The organism is Mongoliibacter ruber, assembly GCF_003003005.1.
GTDB classification, from domain to species: Bacteria; Bacteroidota; Bacteroidia; order Cytophagales; family Cyclobacteriaceae; genus Mongoliibacter; species Mongoliibacter ruber.
Genome location: NZ_PVTR01000004.1, coordinates 130,586 through 148,064 on the forward strand (window position 1 = coordinate 130,586; position 17,479 = coordinate 148,064).

Consider the following 17,479-nt stretch of genomic DNA (forward strand, 5'->3'; position numbering starts at 1 on the left):
AATCCTTTTAATATTTATAAAATCTACTGAATTAACATCCCAAATCACTTTAAATGAAAAACATAAAAAAAATGAAGAATTCAGTTCAAGGGATTACATTTCTTGCACTGATTCTATTTGCTGTAAGCCACGCTTTCGCACAGAAAATCCCTACACCCAAGGAGCATTTTGGGTTTGGAATGGGAGATGATTACCATGTCAGCAACTACACAGACACTGAAGCCTACTTCAAAAAAGTAGCTGAAATCTCAGATAAAGCCAAACTGGTATCTATTGGCAAAACTGAGGAGGATAGAGATCAATGGATGATGATTGTCACATCTCCTGAAAACCATGCAAACTTGGATAAATTCAAAGATATCTCTGTGAAACTGGCAAGGGCAGAGGGTCTTACAGAAGGTGAAGCCAGGAGACTTTCTCAAGAAGGAAAGGCAGTGGTGTGGATAGATGGAGGCCTACATTCTACGGAAACAGTGGGTATACACCAACTTACAGAAACCATTTATGAAATACTGAGCAGAGATGATATAGAAACCAAAAGGATCCTGGAAAATGTCGTCATCTTATTTGTCCATGCTAATCCAGACGGGCATGAAAAGATCGGTAACTGGTACATGAGGGAATCAATCCCTGAAAACAGAAGCCTGTCTAACTTGCCTGTTTTGTATCAGAAATACATTGGTCATGACAACAACAGGGATTTCTACATTCAAAACATGAAAGAATCCGTCAACCTAGGCAGACAATTGTTTGTAGAATGGATTCCCCAGGTCATGTACAACCACCACCAAAGAGGTCCTGCAGGTTCTGTTTTGGCCGGACCTCCATACAGAGACCCTTTCAACTATGTCTTCGATCCTATGATGGTGACGGGAATAGATGCTGTAGGCGCCGCTATGTACAACAGGCTAAATGCCGAAAACAAGCCCGGCTTTACAAGGATGAACGGCTCTACTTTTTCTACTTGGTACAATGGAGGACTTAGGACTACTACCCACTACCATAACATCATAGGCATATTGACTGAAATAATAGGTGGTCCAAATCCTGAGGAAGTACCACTTGTTCCAGACCGACTTTTACCTAACAGCAACACTCCTTTTCCTGTCACTCCACAGAAGTCTTGGCACTTCCAACAATCCATAGATTATTCAGTTTCTATGAATTTTGCTGTGTTGGATTATGCAGCCCGTAATAGTGACCACTTATTGTACAACATCTACAGTATGGGCAAAGGCTCGATCGAAAGAGGAAGTGATGACTACTGGACACCTTTCCCAGGTAAAATCGATGAAATCAAAACCGCCTACGAAAACAACAAGGACAAATACAAAATGTCCGACAGTCCTTTTGCAAGAAGAGGCGGCGCAATACCGGCAGAATTTTATGATGAGGTATATCTTGCTAAGGAAAAGCGGGATCCGAGAGGATTTATTATTTCCAAAAATCAGCAAGATCCCGGGGCAATGGTGAAATTCATCAATGCCTTGGTAAAAACAGGGATTCGTATAGAAAAAGCGACTGATTCATTTGAAGTGGGAGGTAAAAATTACCCTAAGGGATCTTACATAGTCAAATCAGATCAGGCTTTCCGCCCGCACCTGATAGACATGTTTGAACCGCAGGACTATCCCAACGATTTCCAATATCCTGGAGGCCCTCCTATCCGCCCTTACGATGCTGCGGGTTGGACACTGGCTTATCAAATGGGAATACAGTTTGATAGGATTTTAGATGAATTCTCAGGGCCATTCGAGACTTTGACCTATGGTGAACTGGAACCTGTTCCGAGTGTAGAGACCCCTGAGTCCAATGTGGGTTTCTTCTTAAGCAGCAAGGAAAATGATGCTTTCTCTCTTGTCAATGAATTATTGAAAGAAGGAATAAGTGTCACAAGAATCCAAAGTGTCACTGAAAACATGCCACTGGGCTCCTTTTTCATTCCAGCAAGTGCAGCTCCTTCACTTTCAGAAAAGGCGGCAAAATATGGACTTTCCATTACAGCGGCAAAATCAATACCTACTGACACCCAGTTAATCAAACCTTCCAGAATTGCCCTGTTTGACACCTATGGCGGTTCAATGCCGAGTGGCTGGGTAAGATGGATTTTAGAGCAATATAACTTTGACTTCCAACTTGTTTTTGCAAAAGAAATAGATGAAGGAAATTTAAACCAAAAATACGACGCTATTCTATTCATCAGTGGTGGCATTCCAGCTTTGGGAGCATCAGGTGAACCAAGATGGGGTGGTCCTGCACCTGAGGAAAAAGATATTCCGGAGGCCTATAGACATATGCTTGGAAGTATAAGTCCCGAAAAATCCATCCCTCAAATAAAATCCTTCTTAGAAAACGGAGGAAAGGTAGTTGCTGTAGGAAGCGCCTCGAATTTGGCCTACCACTTAAATCTCCCAATAAAAAATGCTTTAGTAGAAATACAAAGAGATGGCAGCGAAAAGCCTTTGGCAGGTGAAAAGTATTATGTACCGGGCTCGGTATTGGTTTCCCGTGTGGACACTTCACTAAATGCCAATTGGGGCTTAAACGAACACGTTGATGTGCTTTTCAACAATAGCCCTGTATTTAAATTAAAGCCTGAATCTAAGTTGCAAGGCTTTGAAGTCTTGTCTTGGTTTGATACCAAAACACCTTTAAAAAGTGGTTGGGCTTGGGGACAATCCTACCTAGAAGATGGAATCACTGCATTTTCAGCTCCTGTAGGAAAAGGAAAACTCTATGTGTATGGTCCCGAAATTACTTATAGGGCACAATCACACGGAACCTTCAAGATGTTGTTTAACCACTTGTACGAGTAAGGCCTTTAACATCATTTCTTGAATTCTGATAATCGAACACAAAAATTTAAATTTCACTATAGCAACGGGTTTTACCCCGTTGCTATTTTTTTTTGGGTATTCACCTGAATTCAAATCCAAGAAGTACGTTTCAAGCAGTTTTTCAGAACTGTTGTAAGCATTAAAATATCCTTGAACCCTTAATTTTCACTTTTATCAAAAACAATAACAAGGTTTAAATTTTAACCAATTTTTAATTTTTAAACATTTATTTCATAAAATATAGTTTATTTTTAAACTATACTTTGTAAATTAACATGTGTATTTCAATTTATAACATCATATTTAAACCATAATACTATTTAATTATGGAGACGTAATAAATTGAAATCACCTCCTATTCTGAGATTAGCAAAACCCAAAATCCAAGTCAATCAAAACCTATCATGTAGCATGTATGGTGGTTGGTGTGTATCTATTATTTAATGGTTTAGCTTAATAATTACCTATAAAACAAAAAAATATGAGTATCTCAATGAATAGAAGAAACTGGTTGAAATCCAGTTTGATGACACTTGGAACCATGGCAGTAGCTCCAGCTATAGCACTTCCTCGCAGTACTTCCCACAAATCAGGAACCTCTATAATCAAAGAGGTTATCCCAAGTTTCAGCATAGATGAAACCCGCATCATGGCAAGATTGTCTGCCAATGAAAACCCTTATGGACCATCTCCGAAAGTGATTGAAGCTGTCAGCTCCTCCATAAGTGCAGGGAACAGGTACGGACATAGTGACGCAGCAACTCTGATTAAAATGATTTCCGAAAAAGAAGGAGTGTCTCCTGAGCATATTATGCTAGGCCCTGGCTCATCAGATTTGTTGGAGAAAACTGCTTTTGTACGTTTTATGGAAGGTAAAGGTAACATTGTCTCTGCCGATCCCGCCTACATGTCCATTATACAAACCGCCGAATCTCTAGGAGCAACCTGGAAACCTGTTCTTTTGACAAGTGACTATGCGCATGATTTAAAAGCAATGGAAAAAGCCGTAGATCAGGATACAAAGCTGGTTTACATATGCAATCCAAATAATCCAACCGGAACAATTACAGATCCGGTCGCGCTTAAAGCTTTTTGTTCCAAAGTATCAAAGCAAACGCCAGTATTTGTAGATGAAGCATATCTTGAATTTTTAGACAAGCCTGAAGACCATTCTATGGTTGGCTTGATTGCGGAAGGCAATGATGTAATTGTTGCAAGAACATTCAGCAAACTTCATGGAATGGCCGGTTTGCGTATTGGTTATATAGTAGCACAACCAGAGCGCATCAAGAGTATCACCAGTAAAGTCCGCAGTACAATGGGTCTATGTGTTACTTCCTTAAAAGGAGCTATTGCAAGTCTGCAAGAGACAGCCTTTCTGGAAAGTTGTAAAAGCAGAAACGCAGAATGCAGGAGTTATATCACAGAAGAAATCACCGCTTTGGGCTACGAGCTCATTCCTTCTCACACAAGTTTTTTACTTTTTCCACTGAATATGGACGGTGAGACATTTATGAAAGGAATGTATGCCGGAGGTGTGGGAATCAGGGTTTTTACCATCAATGATCAACCTTATTGTCGCGTGAGTATGGGAACGATGGAGGAAATGAAACTTTTCATAGACACTGTAAAAAGCGTTTCGGCGTAAGATTAGGTTATGAGTATTGCATTCCAAAAAACACTTACATTAATAGTACTAATTGGGTTAGGGATATTTTTGAAGGGTAAAATAATCAATGAAGATCAGGTAAAAGGTATCAAGTCAATCATATTGGACATCGCTTTACCAGCAATGATTTTTGTTGCCCTTCTGAAAATTGACATCAATCCAGACTTACTGATTTTACCTATTCTCGCGATAGGTTTTAACCTTCTGATGATGGTCACTACCAAATATTTAATGCCTTGGTTTGGTGCAGAGACAGATTCTCCCGCAATGCGGACGATGATACTCTTGATACCATCACTTGCACCTGGGCTTACATGTTTCCCATTTGTAGTGGCTTACTTAGGAGATGATGTACTTGCTTGGGCTGCACTTTCGGATATCGGAAACAAGCTATTTGTTTTGATATTTGCCTATTTGGTAGCAATGTCCATGTTTTATAAACATCATGGGATGAATAAGCAATCGAATGTTCAAAAAGTAAAGCAGCTATTGTTGGCCATGGTAAAGGAGCCTATCAATTTAGTCATCATAATTGCGGTAATTCTACTGTCCTTTGGGCTTAGAATTGAAAGTTTGCCCACATTTATGAGTGAGTCTATTTTGATGATGAAAGACATGATGACTCCGTTGGTTCTCCTTTTTATAGGAATTGCTGTAATCCTAAAATGGGACCAATTGAAAATGATTACATCCATGTTGGTATTCAGGGCGGGTGTGACATTTCTCCTGAGTGGCCTATTGATCATGTTGCTTCCTTTACCTACCGAAGCTGCAGTTTTATTGGCTGTAGTATTCCCTCAGAGTGCAGTAAGTTTTTGGCCTTTTGCACATATGTCAGCTGTAAGGAAGCTTGAGTTGGAACAAGACAAACTAAAGAAAACTCCAACCTTTGATCTTGAATTGGGCATCAACCTTTTAGCCGTTTCAATGCCTTTCAGCACCCTTCTGATAGTTGGTGTGTTTTCATCAGGCACTTACTTTACCAATTATTTGAATGTCCTTTTGATAGGAAGTATTCTGGTAGTAGCATCTCTTTTGCCCAAGCTATTGAAAAAAGTATTGGCATCAGATTTATCTTTCAGCAATGCTACCTCAGAATAAGGGGAAATAATGAAAATTGAGTACCACAAATCACTTTAAAAATTAATAAAGGCAGGGCAATCAACCCTGTCTTTTTTAGTTAAAATTCATTCCTCACGTTTTATCAATAATCCACCTTTTTCAAACAGCCAAGCTGCATTTTTTTTCACTTGACAAGATCAGATTAAATCATAAGAAAGATTTAGTATATGTAAATAATACAAAATACTATTTGACTTATATAAGTCATTACGTAGTCCTATTACCTAATTTTGTGATTAAATATTGAATAAATCATTTTGAGCATCAGGCTTCAAGTGATAAATAATCGAAAAACTAAACTACTTGAAACCATGAAAAAAATCACGAATCGTCTTTTAACAGGTTTAGGGATAGCTTCCTTACTGTTTTTCTTCTCTCCACAAGTAACAGCGCAAAGCGATAATCCTGGCCCAAGAATTGGCATCAAAGGAGGACTCAATTTTTCTCAGTTTTTTGTGGATCAACCCACAGTAGAAGATGAGAACATCAAAGTAGGTTTGCATTTTGGAATATTCACCAAAATCCCAATCTCTAGCTTTATGGCATTTCAACCAGAATTGTTGTATAGCAATACTGGGTCTAAAGTTGCCTATGGTGGAACTGAAGTCGGAAGTCTATTGGGAATCAGAGAGGGTGAGGTCAGGTATAACCTCAACTATATACAACTGCCCTTGGCCTTTTCAGTCAACTTGGGACCAGTCAATATCCATGCAGGACCTTACCTATCATACCTTGTTTCTGCAAACGTTAAAAACCTTAGAACTTCTGACCTGACCACAACCAACACGATTGACCTTAACAATGATGATTTCAACAAAATCGACTATGGTTTAGTGGGAGGTATTGGTTTTGACCTTAGGAATGTAACGATCGGAGCCAGGTACAATTACGGTCTTAGAGAGGTGGGAAGAGAAGGTTTGGCAGCAAATCTCACCAACCGTTCCAGAAATTCAGTCGCGCAATTGTATCTAGGGTTTGGATTTTAATCTAACTCAAGATTCTCTTCCAAGAGCCAATCAATTGGCTTGATTTCAAAAAAATTCAATTGCCAACTATTTTTTTTTACAATTACTTACCATTTCCCAAATAATATTGGGAAATGGTATTTTTTTTTTAGTTTCAAAACCAGTAATCTCACTGATTGATTAAAGTCGAAATTTATAGTCTCCTTAAAATGTTCACCATTCTTTCAAAAGCTCATACACCACATGTACCGGCAAGCCCATCACTGTAAAGTATGACCCTTCTATTCCTGTTACACCGATATAGCCAACCCACTCTTGAATACCGTAGGCACCAGCTTTATCAAGTGGTTGAAATTGTTGCACATAGTAGTCAATTTCTTGGTCGGTAAGCTTTTTAAAATGCACAGTCACAATATCGGATTGAGTGACCTCTTTTTCCTTGGATTTGAGAGTGATCGCTGAGATAACCTTATGGGTCTTTCCAGACAAATCTCTCAACATCTCTTTGGCTTCCACTAAATCTGATGGCTTACCCAGAACTTTCTCTTCCAATAACACTACTGTGTCGGAAGTAAGAATGATCTCATTTTCACCTAGTTCAGCAAGGAAAGCCTGCGCCTTTTTTTGAGAAAGATATGCAGCTACGTCCAATACAGGGAGATTTGTAGGGAAACTCTCCTCCACTTCCTTGGTTCGGATTTCAAACTCATACCCCAACCCTTTGAGCAATTCAGCTCTTCTTGGAGACTTAGACGCCAAGATCAATTTATACCCTTTAAGATTCATCATAAATGATACGCCTTATATGGAAACACGAAATCTTCCTCAGCTACTGAGGCAAAAAGCAATCCTGACAAGGCTTTTGGATAAAAATAGGTTGATTTCTGAGGCATTGTAAAACCACTCTTGCATACATCCAACACTTGGGTCATGGCAACATCTTTTGTGATTATTGCAAAAGAGGCTGAGCCATTTTCGACTTTCCCCAGGCAGCGGATAAGGTTTCTTTCGTATTCAATTTTATCCGAATAACGTTGCTCGTCCATTGGAATCCCCAACACTTTATCGATAAAGAAATAATGCAGCACCATCATATCCACCTCTTTGACCAATTTGGGAATGGGTAAATCCATATCATCAATTTTTTCAGGGATCAACCTGATTTTATAAGCATTTTCTTTAAAAATCAATCCGAAGGCCCACTTTTTCTGGAGAATAAGCTCTGAAATTTCTTCTACATCATTCAGCTTCTTAACAATAAAAAATGGCTCCAAACGCTCTAAAACCTCTTTTTCGTTCAATTGACTTTCCGAAAACAATCTGTGTGTCGGCAATATTCGCAAGTTTTTGCTTAAGGCATTGGTAAAGTACATCAGATGAAAATTGTAGCCTTCATCCCCGTTATGTTGAGGATTTTTTTCCATCATCTCCTTCCTGTAAGCAATAGCACCCTGGTATCGATGATGCCCATCTGCCAATATCACATGTTTGGAATTCATCACATGCAGAAACTTGGCAATAATTCCTGCATCATGAATTACAGCCATTACTTCTCTTACGCCTTGATAATCTTCCAAATCATATATGGGATCCTCAATGGCTTCATCCATGTAAGGCTCCAATTCATGCAAAGGGTCTTCATACAAACCATGCGTGGGGCTACTTTGTATTTGAGTCGCTCTTAATAAGTCAATTCTGTCATTTACGGCTTTTGCAATGGTATTTTCATGCCTGAGCACTACTTTTTCATCCCAATCGTAAGCACGGATCTGAGCTATAAATCCTTTTCGACATGACTCTTCCTCTTGTCCTAGGAATTTGAAATATTGGTAATAAACATAAATGCCCGGGATTTGATCCTGTGAAATGACCCCCTCTTCCTTCCAGCCTGCCAAGGTTTCTCTGGCACTCTCTACTGGATTAGGGCCTAGAGGAACAGATAAGTGGATACTGTTGTAAGGGTTAGCGTAAAGTGCCTCTCTCTGTTTTTTGGAAACAACATCAAAAAGAGGAGAAATAAGTTCGTCTATCTTTTTAGCCCAGCCACTGTCATAGCGCCAAGCTTTGATTGGTAAAATTTCAGCCATCAGATCAACCTGTTTTTCCAGTTTGTTCTTTTGCCCCCATTTTCATTTCCAATTGGAATCAACTGGTTTTTGCTTCTCTCATACATTTCTACAGCCAAGCCTGCGAGCAACTCCATTTCTTCCTCAGTCCATTTGATGTCTAGTTTCTCGGGGCTGAAATATTTCTCCACAAACTTGGTATCAAAATCTCCAGAAATGAAGGCTTCATGCTCCAATACAAAGCGACAAAAACTCAATGTGGTTTCTATTCCTGTAATCTGATAATCGTCAATTGCAGAAACCATTTTCTGAATAGCCTTTTCTCTATTCTCATCATGTACGATCAGTTTGGAAATCATTGGATCGTAGTAAATAGGAATATCCATACCTTGTTCGAATCCATCATCTACCCTAATACCAGGCCCCTGAGGTCTGATATAAGTTTTTAGGTTACCAATATCAGGCAAAAAATTATTCCTTGGATCTTCTGCATACACCCTTACTTCTATTGAATGACCATTGATGCTCAAGTCATCTTGGCTGAAAGGAAGTGAATGACCTTCTGCGACATGAATTTGTTCTTTTACGAGATCTTTACCGGTAATCATTTCAGTGACAGGGTGCTCTACCTGCAAGCGCGTATTCATTTCCAAAAAGTAGAAATTGAGTTTTTCATCAACAATAAACTCTACCGTACCTGCTCCATAATAATCGCAAGCTTTGGCCACTTTGACTGCCGCTTCACCCATTGCTTTTCGCATTTCGGGAGACACCACAGCTGAAGGCGCTTCTTCTATCACTTTCTGATGCCTTCTCTGTACAGAACACTCCCTTTCAAACAAGTACACTACATTTCCTTGCTGATCTCCAATCACTTGAATCTCAATATGTCTAGGGGAAGTAATGTACTTTTCAATAAATACAGCACCATCGCCAAAAGCAGATTCAGCTTCTGAAATAGCTCTTTGCATTTGTTCTTCAAACTCCTCCTCTGAGGCTACAATACGCATACCTTTTCCACCTCCACCGGCGCTTGCCTTTATCAAAATCGGATAGCCGATTTCAAGGGCTTTCACTTTGGCAGCTGGAATATCAGTGATGGCTTCATCCGTACCTGGAACCATCGGGATACCATATTTAGAAACCGCATTTTTAGCAGCAAGTTTGCTTCCCATAACTTCAATTGCTTCGGGCGAAGGGCCGACGAAGATGATTCCGGCATCACTTACTTTTTTGGCAAAGCCTGCATTTTCAGAAAGAAATCCATATCCGGGATGTATGGCATCTACTTGGAGCTTTTTACAGGCATCTATGATTTTGTCAGAAAGAAGGTAGGACTGATTGGAAGGAGGTGGCCCCAACAGGACAGCCTCGTCAGCAAATTTGACATGCAGGGAATTTCTATCTGCTTCACTGTAAACGGCCACAGTGGTAATCCCCATTTGCTTGGCCGTCTTCATGATTCTAAGGGCAATTTCTCCTCTATTGGCAACCAATAGTTTTTTAATCTTACTCATAAAAGGGTTTATTTTTGTCTAAAAAGCTTCACTCACGAAGTAAACAAATTAAAACGAGTAATAGAAAGAATTTTTGAAATGGAAAGGGATTTTTGCAAGGATGGTATAAAAGTGTTAGTTTTGGCGGGTTTAAGAGGGAAGTTTACCCTCTTTAAACTTGTAAAACCTTAACATCTATAATCTTGGATTTATTCGCGAAATTAGAAACAAACTTAGGCCCATTGGGCAAGCATTCAGAACTCGCTGAAGGATATTTTGCATTCCCCAAACTCGAAGGGGAAATTGCCCCTCGAATGAAGTTTAAGGGTAAGGAAGTATTGACCTGGAGTCTGAATAATTACTTGGGACTTGCCAATCACCCTGAAGTCAGAAAAGCAGATGCTGACGCTGCTGCCAAGTGGGGAGCTGCCTACCCCATGGGAGCAAGAATGATGTCCGGTCAAACTGATCTTCATGAGCAGTTGGAGCGTGAACTTGCTGAATTTGTAGGAAAAGATAGCGCTTACCTACTTAACTACGGGTACCAAGGTATCATGTCTGTCATCGATTCTTTGCTTGACCGAAAAGATGTAGTCGTGTATGACAGCGAGTGCCATGCATGTATCATCGATGCACTTAGAATGCATTTGGGAAAAAGATACGTCTTTCCTCATAATGACATCGAAAACTGTGAAAAACAACTTCAAAGAGCCACAAAACTTGCTGAAGAAACTGGAGGTGGAGTTCTTGTCATTACTGAAGGAGTATTCGGAATGACAGGTGATCAAGGAAAACTGGCTGAAATCTGTAAACTAAAAGAGAAATATACTTTTAGACTTTTAGTAGATGATGCACATGGCTTTGGCACACTTGGAAAAACAGGCGCCGGTGCTGGTGAAGAACAAGGCGTACAAGATCAGATAGACTTGTATTTCTCAACCTTCGCCAAATCAATGGCTTCAATAGGTGCATTCATTGCAGGAAACGCAAACGTGATCCGATTCTTAAAATACAATATGCGTTCCCAGATTTTCGCAAAATCCCTTCCTATGATATTTGTAGAAGGAGCTCTGAAAAGACTGGAATTGCTAAGGACAAAACCTGAATTGAAAGATAACCTTTGGAAGATTGTCAATGCTTTGAGAAACGGTCTAAAAGAAAAAGGCTTCAGTACGGGTAAATCTAATTCTCCTGTCACGCCTGTGGTACTTAACGGCACCGTGGGTGAAGCAGCCACCTTAAGCAAGGACCTTAGAGAAAATTATAACATCTTCTGTTCGGTGGTCATCTATCCAGTCATCCCCAAAGGAATGATTATCCTAAGGCTGATTCCAACTGCCGTACATACCTTGGAAGATGTGGCTGAAACTATTGCAGCCTTCGAAGCTATCAAAGAAAAATTGACGAGTGGATATTACAAAACAACTGAATTGGCCATCTCTTTCGGGGAATAAACCGTCAAAAAAGGGCGTTATACTGTTGTTTTTTAAACATTTTACCTATATTGAACGAAAAATTAAACTTATCATCAACCTTAAAAGTAATTTTTATTATGAGCAGATTTGACGAATTGAAAGGTCTTGTAATGGGCCTAGAAGATGACTTTGAAAAATTCTATGACAAAGGAAACCAAGCAGCTGGAACCAGAGTTAGAAAAGGTATGCAGGACCTTAAAACAATGGCACAAGACATTAGAAAAGAAGTCCAGGATATGAAAAATGCCGGATAATCTCAGTTTTTCTAAAAACATAAAAAAAGGTGATCTAATGATTACCTTTTTTTATGTCCTCGAATGTCTAATTCATGCTATATTCCAATTAAAAAGCCGTTGAAGATTTCTCTCCAACGGCTCTTAAAACACTTTATATAGGTTTACTTTTTTTCCATCTCGACAGAGACTTCAAACTTGTTGTTTGCTCTATTGATATCAGCCAATCTTTGGCTTGGATCAATTTCCACAGATTTGATATCTGATATTGGTCTATCAATGGTTACATCTGTTGATAAACTCGTCCAAGGCCATTTTTGAGTTTTCACCCTCTTTGGCATTCCTTCCTCTTCAGGCTTCTCGCCTCTCATGATTACCAAAGGCATATAGATCGTCTCCTGACTTCCATCTTGATAGGTGACTACCACATCCAAAGGCATTGGCATCAGACCTATCCTTTCAAGGGCGATTTTGGTGCTATTAGCTCCAGCTGCCTCCACATTTTTCACCCCATAGTCAATGGTTTTTGTAGATGCAATGAAATAGTCATAATACCAATCCAACTCCAATCCACTTATTTTTTCCATCACTCGGATCACGTCATTGCCATTAGGATGCTTGAATTTGTATTCATCCCACAGCCTCAACATGGCACGGTCAAAGTTCTGCTTACCCATGACATAGGTCAATTGCTCAACAAATACAGCACCCTTGGAATAGGTACCTGGACCATAGGCAGAATTGAGGTTGTAGTGGTCACCATGTGTAGTCAATGGTTCTTCGTAGCCAGCCGAAGCCAACCTAAAATAAGACCTGTAGTTTCCATCTTGGATAAAGTTTTCGTTTTTGTCAAAAACAGCATCCATGACCACATTGGTACCCCAAGTGGTAAATCCCTCATCCAGCCATGGTTCCGAGGACTCATTGAATCCAAGAACACCATAATACCAGCTGTGAATCAATTCATGCACTGTCACTCCTACCAAGCTCCTTAGATTTCTATGTCCAGTGACTAAAGTTGACATAGGATATTCCATCCCTCCATCTCCACCTTGGATTACAGAAAACTGATCGTATGGATATTTGCCAAAGTTATCACTCATAAACTTGATGGCATTTACGGTGTAATCCATAAGTTCACCCCAATTCTCCTCTGTTTTTTCATTTTTCACATAGAGTAAATGTACCATTGGCCCATTGTCCATTTGGTATTTGTCATGTGTAAACTTAGGATCTGCGGCCCACATAAAGTCATGCACATCTGGTGCATAAAAATGCCAAGTGAGGGTTTCTCCATTTGGGGAAGGCACAGTAACACCTTCATCCTCGTATCCGTGTCCTATTTCATTGGCATTCTGCAAATAACCAGTGCCCCCTAAAGTATAATTTTTGTCGATGGTGATTTTAACATCAAATTCACCAAAATTGCCATAAAACTCTCTTCCAATATATGGATTGGCATGCCAACCCCTGACATCATAGGCAGCCATTTTGGGGTACCACTGCGACATAGAATAACGGATTCCTTCTGCATTGTCCCGTCCTGCTCTTCTAACCTGTAGAGGTACTTGACCTTCAAAGTCCATATCAAAAACAACCGTTTCTCCCGGTAAAATAGGTCTTGGTAGATCCACTTCCAAAATCGTCTCTTCATGGACAAACTTAGCATCCTGACCTTCCATCTTGAGCGAATTGACTTTCAATATGCCAATCTCCTCTGGACTTAAGTTTTGAATCCTATCGCCTACCCTTCTGTCCGGATCTGCTATGGTTCTGGACCTTACGTCCATCATGCTATTTGGCTGAAAGGCATTATAGTATAAATGATAGAATGCCCTAAAAAGCGTATCAGGAGAATTGTTGATATAATGTAATTTTTGCTTTCCCTGATAAGTATTGGCATCCACATCCATCGTGACGTCCATTTCATATTTTACTTTTTGCTGCCAGCGGTCTTTTTGGGCATTGGTAAAAGAAAAAAACCCTACCAAAGCAATCAAAAAGACACTTAACCCTAATCTCTTTATCATATGTTATTTGTTTTTTGCTTGTAAAATAAATCAAAAAGATAAGCTGCCCAAACCTGTCATCAAAATGCCTCAAAAGAAAATCAATTGGGAATACCTGATAATTCTTAAGCCTTCAAACCACTCAAAACCGAATTTTCCCTTTGGAATCAAAAAAATATTTTCATTGGTATTTATATAATTATTTGAAATAATATCAAACCCTAAAGATTAACACATGAAACCAGGCTTGCCTGCTTGAGGCAGGCTTGCCTGCCTGAAGTAGACAGAAATGACGTACTCGTCACATGGCGGGACAATCATCATTCCGACCTGCCTGCAGTAGGCCGGAATTCCATAGCCTGACCCGACTAATCGGGATGACAACTAAAAACCAAATTATACACATATGAAAACAAAACTTTACCCAATGAAGTCTCTTTTATTGACTGCATGTTTGCTGTTGCTGTTTATTGGAGGAAATAATTTCCCCCTGTTTGCTCAGCAAGTAGACATGTCCCAATTTGAAGTCATGAAAGCCAGGTCTGTAGGCCCCGCAGCCATGAGCGGTAGAATCACAGCCATTGATGCTGTGGACGAGAATCCCAACATCATCTATGCTGGATCAGCATCAGGCGGCCTTTGGAAATCTACTTCCGGAGGAATAAGCTGGACGCCTATATTCGATGAAGAAAAAGTACATTCTATCGGTGCGATTTCTATTTACCAAAAAAACCCAAATATCATTTGGCTGGGAACTGGTGAAGGAAACCCAAGGAACTCACTGAACATGGGTTATGGTGTTTACCGCTCATTAGATGCTGGAAAAACATGGGAAATGATGGGCTTGGAGAAAACCCGGGCTGTGCACAGGATCATTATCCATCCTGATGACCCCAATACTGTTTATGTAGGCGCAATCGGATCTCCTTGGGGAGAGCAAGAAGAAAGAGGCGTGTACAAAACTACTGATGGAGGCCAAACATGGGAAAAAATCCTCTACATAGACAAAAAAACAGGTGTGGGAGAAATGATCATGGATCCTAACAACCCGAATAAGCTATTTGTCAATATGTGGCAACACAGAAGATATCCTTGGTTTTTTGAATCAGGTGGCCCATCTTCTGGATTACATGTTACTATAGATGGTGGTAAAAATTGGAAAAAATTAGATGATAAAAATGGCTTGCCCAAAGGTGAGCTTGGAAGAATGGGTCTGGCCATTTCCAAAGCCAACAGCGACAAGGTATATGCTTTGGTCGAGTCTTCAAAAAATGCCCTTTATGTCTCAAATGACGGTGGTGACTCTTTCAAAATGGTGAATGACAAACCAGAGATCGGTGACCGTCCTTTCTACTACTTTGAAATACATGCAGATCCTAAAAATGCAGACAGGCTTTACACTTTGTATTCAAGAGTGGGCATGACAGAAGACGGTGGAAGGACATTCGAGCAATTGCTTACCTATGCGGGAGTGCATCCTGACCACCACGCTTGGTACATCAATCCTAATGATCCTAATTTCATGATCGATGGCAATGATGGCGGTCTGAATATCACAAGGGATGGCGGCAAGACTTGGTATTTTGCTGAAAACATCCCAGTAGGTCAATGGTATCACATCAATGTAGACAATGAAGTTCCTTACAACATTTATGGTGGTCTTCAGGATAATGGCAGCTGGGTAGGACCTTCTTATGTATGGAGAAGAGATGGTGTAAGGAATACTTACTGGCAAGAAATCATGTTTGGCGATGGCTTTGATGTCATTTCAGACCCTGAAGACAGCCGATATGGCTACGCAATGTCCCAAGGTGGAAATGTTGCTAGATTTGACAAAGAAACTGGTCACAAGAGAACGATCAGACCTACGCATCCTGATAAAGACACTTTCTTGAGGTTCAATTGGAATGCAGCCATCGCTCAAAGTCCTCATGACGCGGCTACTATTTACTATGGCAGCCAGTTTTTACATAAAAGTACAGACAGAGGTGAAACTTGGGAGATTATCTCTCCTGACTTGAGCACAAATGATCCTGAAAAACAAAAACAACAAGAGACAGGTGGTCTGACCTTTGACATCACTGGAGCTGAAAACCACACAACTATCATAGCCATTGCTCCTAGCCCTGTGGACAAGGATGTGATTTGGGTAGGTACAGATGATGGAAATGTACAAGTCACCAGGGATGGAGGAAAAACCTGGACCAACACTGCTTCAAAACTTACCGGACTGCCAGCCGCAAGTTGGATCCCTCAGATTCAGGCATCCAAATACGATGCAGGAGAAGCTTGGATCGTGGCTAATAATTACAGAAACAATGATTTTGGAGCATATGCTTATAGGACTAAAAACTACGGAAACAGTTACGAAAGAATAGCCGATGACAGCAAAGTTTGGGGTTATACACTTTCGTTAGTTCAAGATCCTGAAGAACAAAATCTTGTGTTTTTAGGAACTGAATTCGGACTTTATGTAAGTTTTGACAATGCCAAAACATGGAACCAATGGAGACATGGCTATCCAAATGCTGTATCTACTTATGATATGGTGATTCAAGAAAGGGAAGCTGACCTGGTTATCGGGACATTCGGAAGGTCCATTTATGTCTTGGATGACATCAGGCCTCTTAGGGCTTTTGCCAAAAACCAAGGAAAAGCTCCTTCGGCCAAACTAACTGCAATTGACCCCTCCGAAGCATATCAGGCCGAAATCCATCAACCACATGGCGAAAGGTTCGCCGCTGACGGGAAATATACAGGTGAAAACAGAGATTTTGGAGGCAGACTCCATTTCATCCTCAACGACCCCGAAAAAGAAAAATATGACTCCGTGACCGTAGAAATCTTCAATGAATCAGGAGAACAAATCAGGACGCTGAAGACTGTACCGAAACATGGTGTCAATAGGGTCATCTGGAACTTAGACAGGAAATCATCCGCTGACACCCCAATGAGAAGAGGTGGTGGAGAAAGATCTAGAGGATTCTTTGAACCTAGCGGAGGACCTGCCTTACCTGGTACTTACAAGGTAGTATTCAACTATGGAGATGAGCGCGCGGAAACCAACATCCAAGTTCACACAGATCCAAGAGTCAAAACAACTTTGGCTGACCTCAAGGCTAGAGAAACATTTGTCAAATCTGTAGAACAATTGGGTGCTGAGGTCATGAAAGCCACTAGACAACTGGATGAAGCCAAAGAAACAGTTGACAAAATCATGGCTTATACAAAAGACCTTGATGCTGAGGATATCAAAGCGCTAAACGATGCTGCCAAGGAGATCAAAAAAGAAATTGACAAGACCAGAGAAGCTTTCTACGGACCTAAGAGAGAAGGTCAGGGAATCGTCAGAAACCTTTACCCTACAACTATGACCAGGCTATTTGCGCCAAGATCTTACGCTTCTTCCTCTTATGGTGCTCCGGGAGAAACTGAAAAGCGTCTCTTGGATCAGGCAAAGGAAAGTGCTCAAGAGGCTTTGGATGTTTGGAATACATTTATGCAAAATGACTGGAAGGCTTTCCAAGAAAAAGCGACATCTACCACGATAGACATTTTTAAAGAAATCGAAAAGGTAGAGATCAAATAAACTGATTTTCAAACTTAT

At 40.3% G+C, this 17,479-nt stretch carries 11 protein-coding genes; 7 read left to right on the forward strand and 4 right to left on the reverse strand.

All coding sequences use genetic code 11. From position 1 onward, the window contains the following. Positions 1 to 71: 71 nt before the first annotated feature. From CLW00_RS08110 to CLW00_RS08125, 4 genes are all read left to right on the forward strand, one after another. Positions 72 to 2,816 (forward strand): M14 family metallopeptidase, encoded by a 2,745-nt coding sequence (locus CLW00_RS08110; protein WP_106133370.1) that lies wholly within the window; start codon positions 72 to 74, stop codon positions 2,814 to 2,816. A 502-nt stretch (positions 2,817 to 3,318) separates the two neighbouring features. Continuing rightward, the gene (locus tag CLW00_RS08115) at positions 3,319 to 4,485 is read left to right on the forward strand and encodes a pyridoxal phosphate-dependent aminotransferase (RefSeq protein ID WP_106133179.1); all 1,167 of its coding nucleotides are present in this window, start codon (positions 3,319 to 3,321) and stop codon (positions 4,483 to 4,485) included. 9 nt (positions 4,486 to 4,494) lie between these two features. Then, entirely contained in the window at positions 4,495 to 5,607 is a 1,113-nt protein-coding gene (locus CLW00_RS08120; protein ID WP_106133180.1) for an AEC family transporter, read from the forward strand. 332 nt (positions 5,608 to 5,939) lie between these two features. Then, positions 5,940 to 6,614 (forward strand): porin family protein, encoded by a 675-nt coding sequence (locus CLW00_RS08125; RefSeq protein ID WP_106133181.1) that lies wholly within the window; start codon positions 5,940 to 5,942, stop codon positions 6,612 to 6,614. Between the two features lie 192 nt (positions 6,615 to 6,806). Here CLW00_RS08125 and CLW00_RS08130 read toward each other — a convergent pair whose 3' ends face one another. Genes CLW00_RS08130 through CLW00_RS08140 form a run of 3 tightly spaced genes read right to left on the reverse strand, consistent with a single transcriptional unit; the run spans position 6,807 to position 10,176 of the window. Then, on the reverse strand, positions 6,807 to 7,382 hold the full coding sequence (locus CLW00_RS08130) for a Maf family nucleotide pyrophosphatase (protein ID WP_106133182.1): 576 nt from the start codon (positions 7,380 to 7,382) through the stop codon (positions 6,807 to 6,809). Then, positions 7,379 to 8,680 (reverse strand): DUF1015 domain-containing protein, encoded by a 1,302-nt coding sequence (locus CLW00_RS08135; RefSeq protein ID WP_106133183.1) that lies wholly within the window; start codon positions 8,678 to 8,680, stop codon positions 7,379 to 7,381. The genes CLW00_RS08130 and CLW00_RS08135 overlap by 4 nt, the downstream gene beginning before the upstream one ends. After that, positions 8,680 to 10,176 carry an acetyl-CoA carboxylase biotin carboxylase subunit gene (locus CLW00_RS08140; RefSeq protein WP_106133184.1) on the reverse strand — a complete coding sequence of 499 codons (1,497 nt, stop codon included), beginning with the start codon at positions 10,174 to 10,176 and terminating at the stop codon, positions 8,680 to 8,682. Before CLW00_RS08140 ends, CLW00_RS08135 begins: the two co-directional genes overlap by 1 nt. Positions 10,177 to 10,358: 182 nt before the next feature. Here CLW00_RS08140 and CLW00_RS08145 point away from each other — a divergent pair, with 182 nt between their 5' ends. Next, positions 10,359 to 11,609 (forward strand): aminotransferase class I/II-fold pyridoxal phosphate-dependent enzyme, encoded by a 1,251-nt coding sequence (locus CLW00_RS08145; protein ID WP_106133185.1) that lies wholly within the window; start codon positions 10,359 to 10,361, stop codon positions 11,607 to 11,609. Positions 11,610 to 11,707: 98 nt separating this feature from the next. Next, on the forward strand, positions 11,708 to 11,884 hold the full coding sequence (locus tag CLW00_RS08150) for a histone H1 (RefSeq protein ID WP_106133186.1): 177 nt from the start codon (positions 11,708 to 11,710) through the stop codon (positions 11,882 to 11,884). Between the two features lie 143 nt (positions 11,885 to 12,027). Here CLW00_RS08150 and CLW00_RS08155 read toward each other — a convergent pair whose 3' ends face one another. Next, positions 12,028 to 13,893 carry a M1 family metallopeptidase gene (locus tag CLW00_RS08155; protein ID WP_106133187.1) on the reverse strand — a complete coding sequence of 622 codons (1,866 nt, stop codon included), beginning with the start codon at positions 13,891 to 13,893 and terminating at the stop codon, positions 12,028 to 12,030. 385 nt (positions 13,894 to 14,278) lie between these two features. Here CLW00_RS08155 and CLW00_RS08160 point away from each other — a divergent pair, with 385 nt between their 5' ends. Further along, entirely contained in the window at positions 14,279 to 17,461 is a 3,183-nt protein-coding gene (locus CLW00_RS08160) for a WD40/YVTN/BNR-like repeat-containing protein (protein ID WP_425437946.1), read from the forward strand. Positions 17,462 to 17,479 lie beyond the last annotated feature (18 nt).

Excerpts from the sequence above, each read along its gene's own strand:
- CLW00_RS08110 (WP_106133370.1), top strand. The coding sequence starts at position 72 with ATGAAGAATTCAGTTCAAGGGATTACATTTCTTGCACTGATTCTATTT.
- CLW00_RS08115 (WP_106133179.1), top strand. The coding sequence starts at position 3,319 with ATGAGTATCTCAATGAATAGAAGAAACTGGTTGAAATCCAGTTTGATG.
- CLW00_RS08120 (WP_106133180.1), top strand. The coding sequence starts at position 4,495 with ATGAGTATTGCATTCCAAAAAACACTTACATTAATAGTACTAATTGGG.
- CLW00_RS08125 (WP_106133181.1), top strand. The coding sequence starts at position 5,940 with ATGAAAAAAATCACGAATCGTCTTTTAACAGGTTTAGGGATAGCTTCC.
- CLW00_RS08130 (WP_106133182.1), bottom strand. The coding sequence starts at position 7,382 with ATGATGAATCTTAAAGGGTATAAATTGATCTTGGCGTCTAAGTCTCCA.
- CLW00_RS08135 (WP_106133183.1), bottom strand. The coding sequence starts at position 8,680 with ATGGCTGAAATTTTACCAATCAAAGCTTGGCGCTATGACAGTGGCTGG.
- CLW00_RS08140 (WP_106133184.1), bottom strand. The coding sequence starts at position 10,176 with ATGAGTAAGATTAAAAAACTATTGGTTGCCAATAGAGGAGAAATTGCC.
- CLW00_RS08150 (WP_106133186.1), top strand. The coding sequence starts at position 11,708 with ATGAGCAGATTTGACGAATTGAAAGGTCTTGTAATGGGCCTAGAAGAT.
- CLW00_RS08155 (WP_106133187.1), bottom strand. The coding sequence starts at position 13,893 with ATGATAAAGAGATTAGGGTTAAGTGTCTTTTTGATTGCTTTGGTAGGG.
- CLW00_RS08160 (WP_425437946.1), top strand. The coding sequence starts at position 14,279 with ATGAAAACAAAACTTTACCCAATGAAGTCTCTTTTATTGACTGCATGT.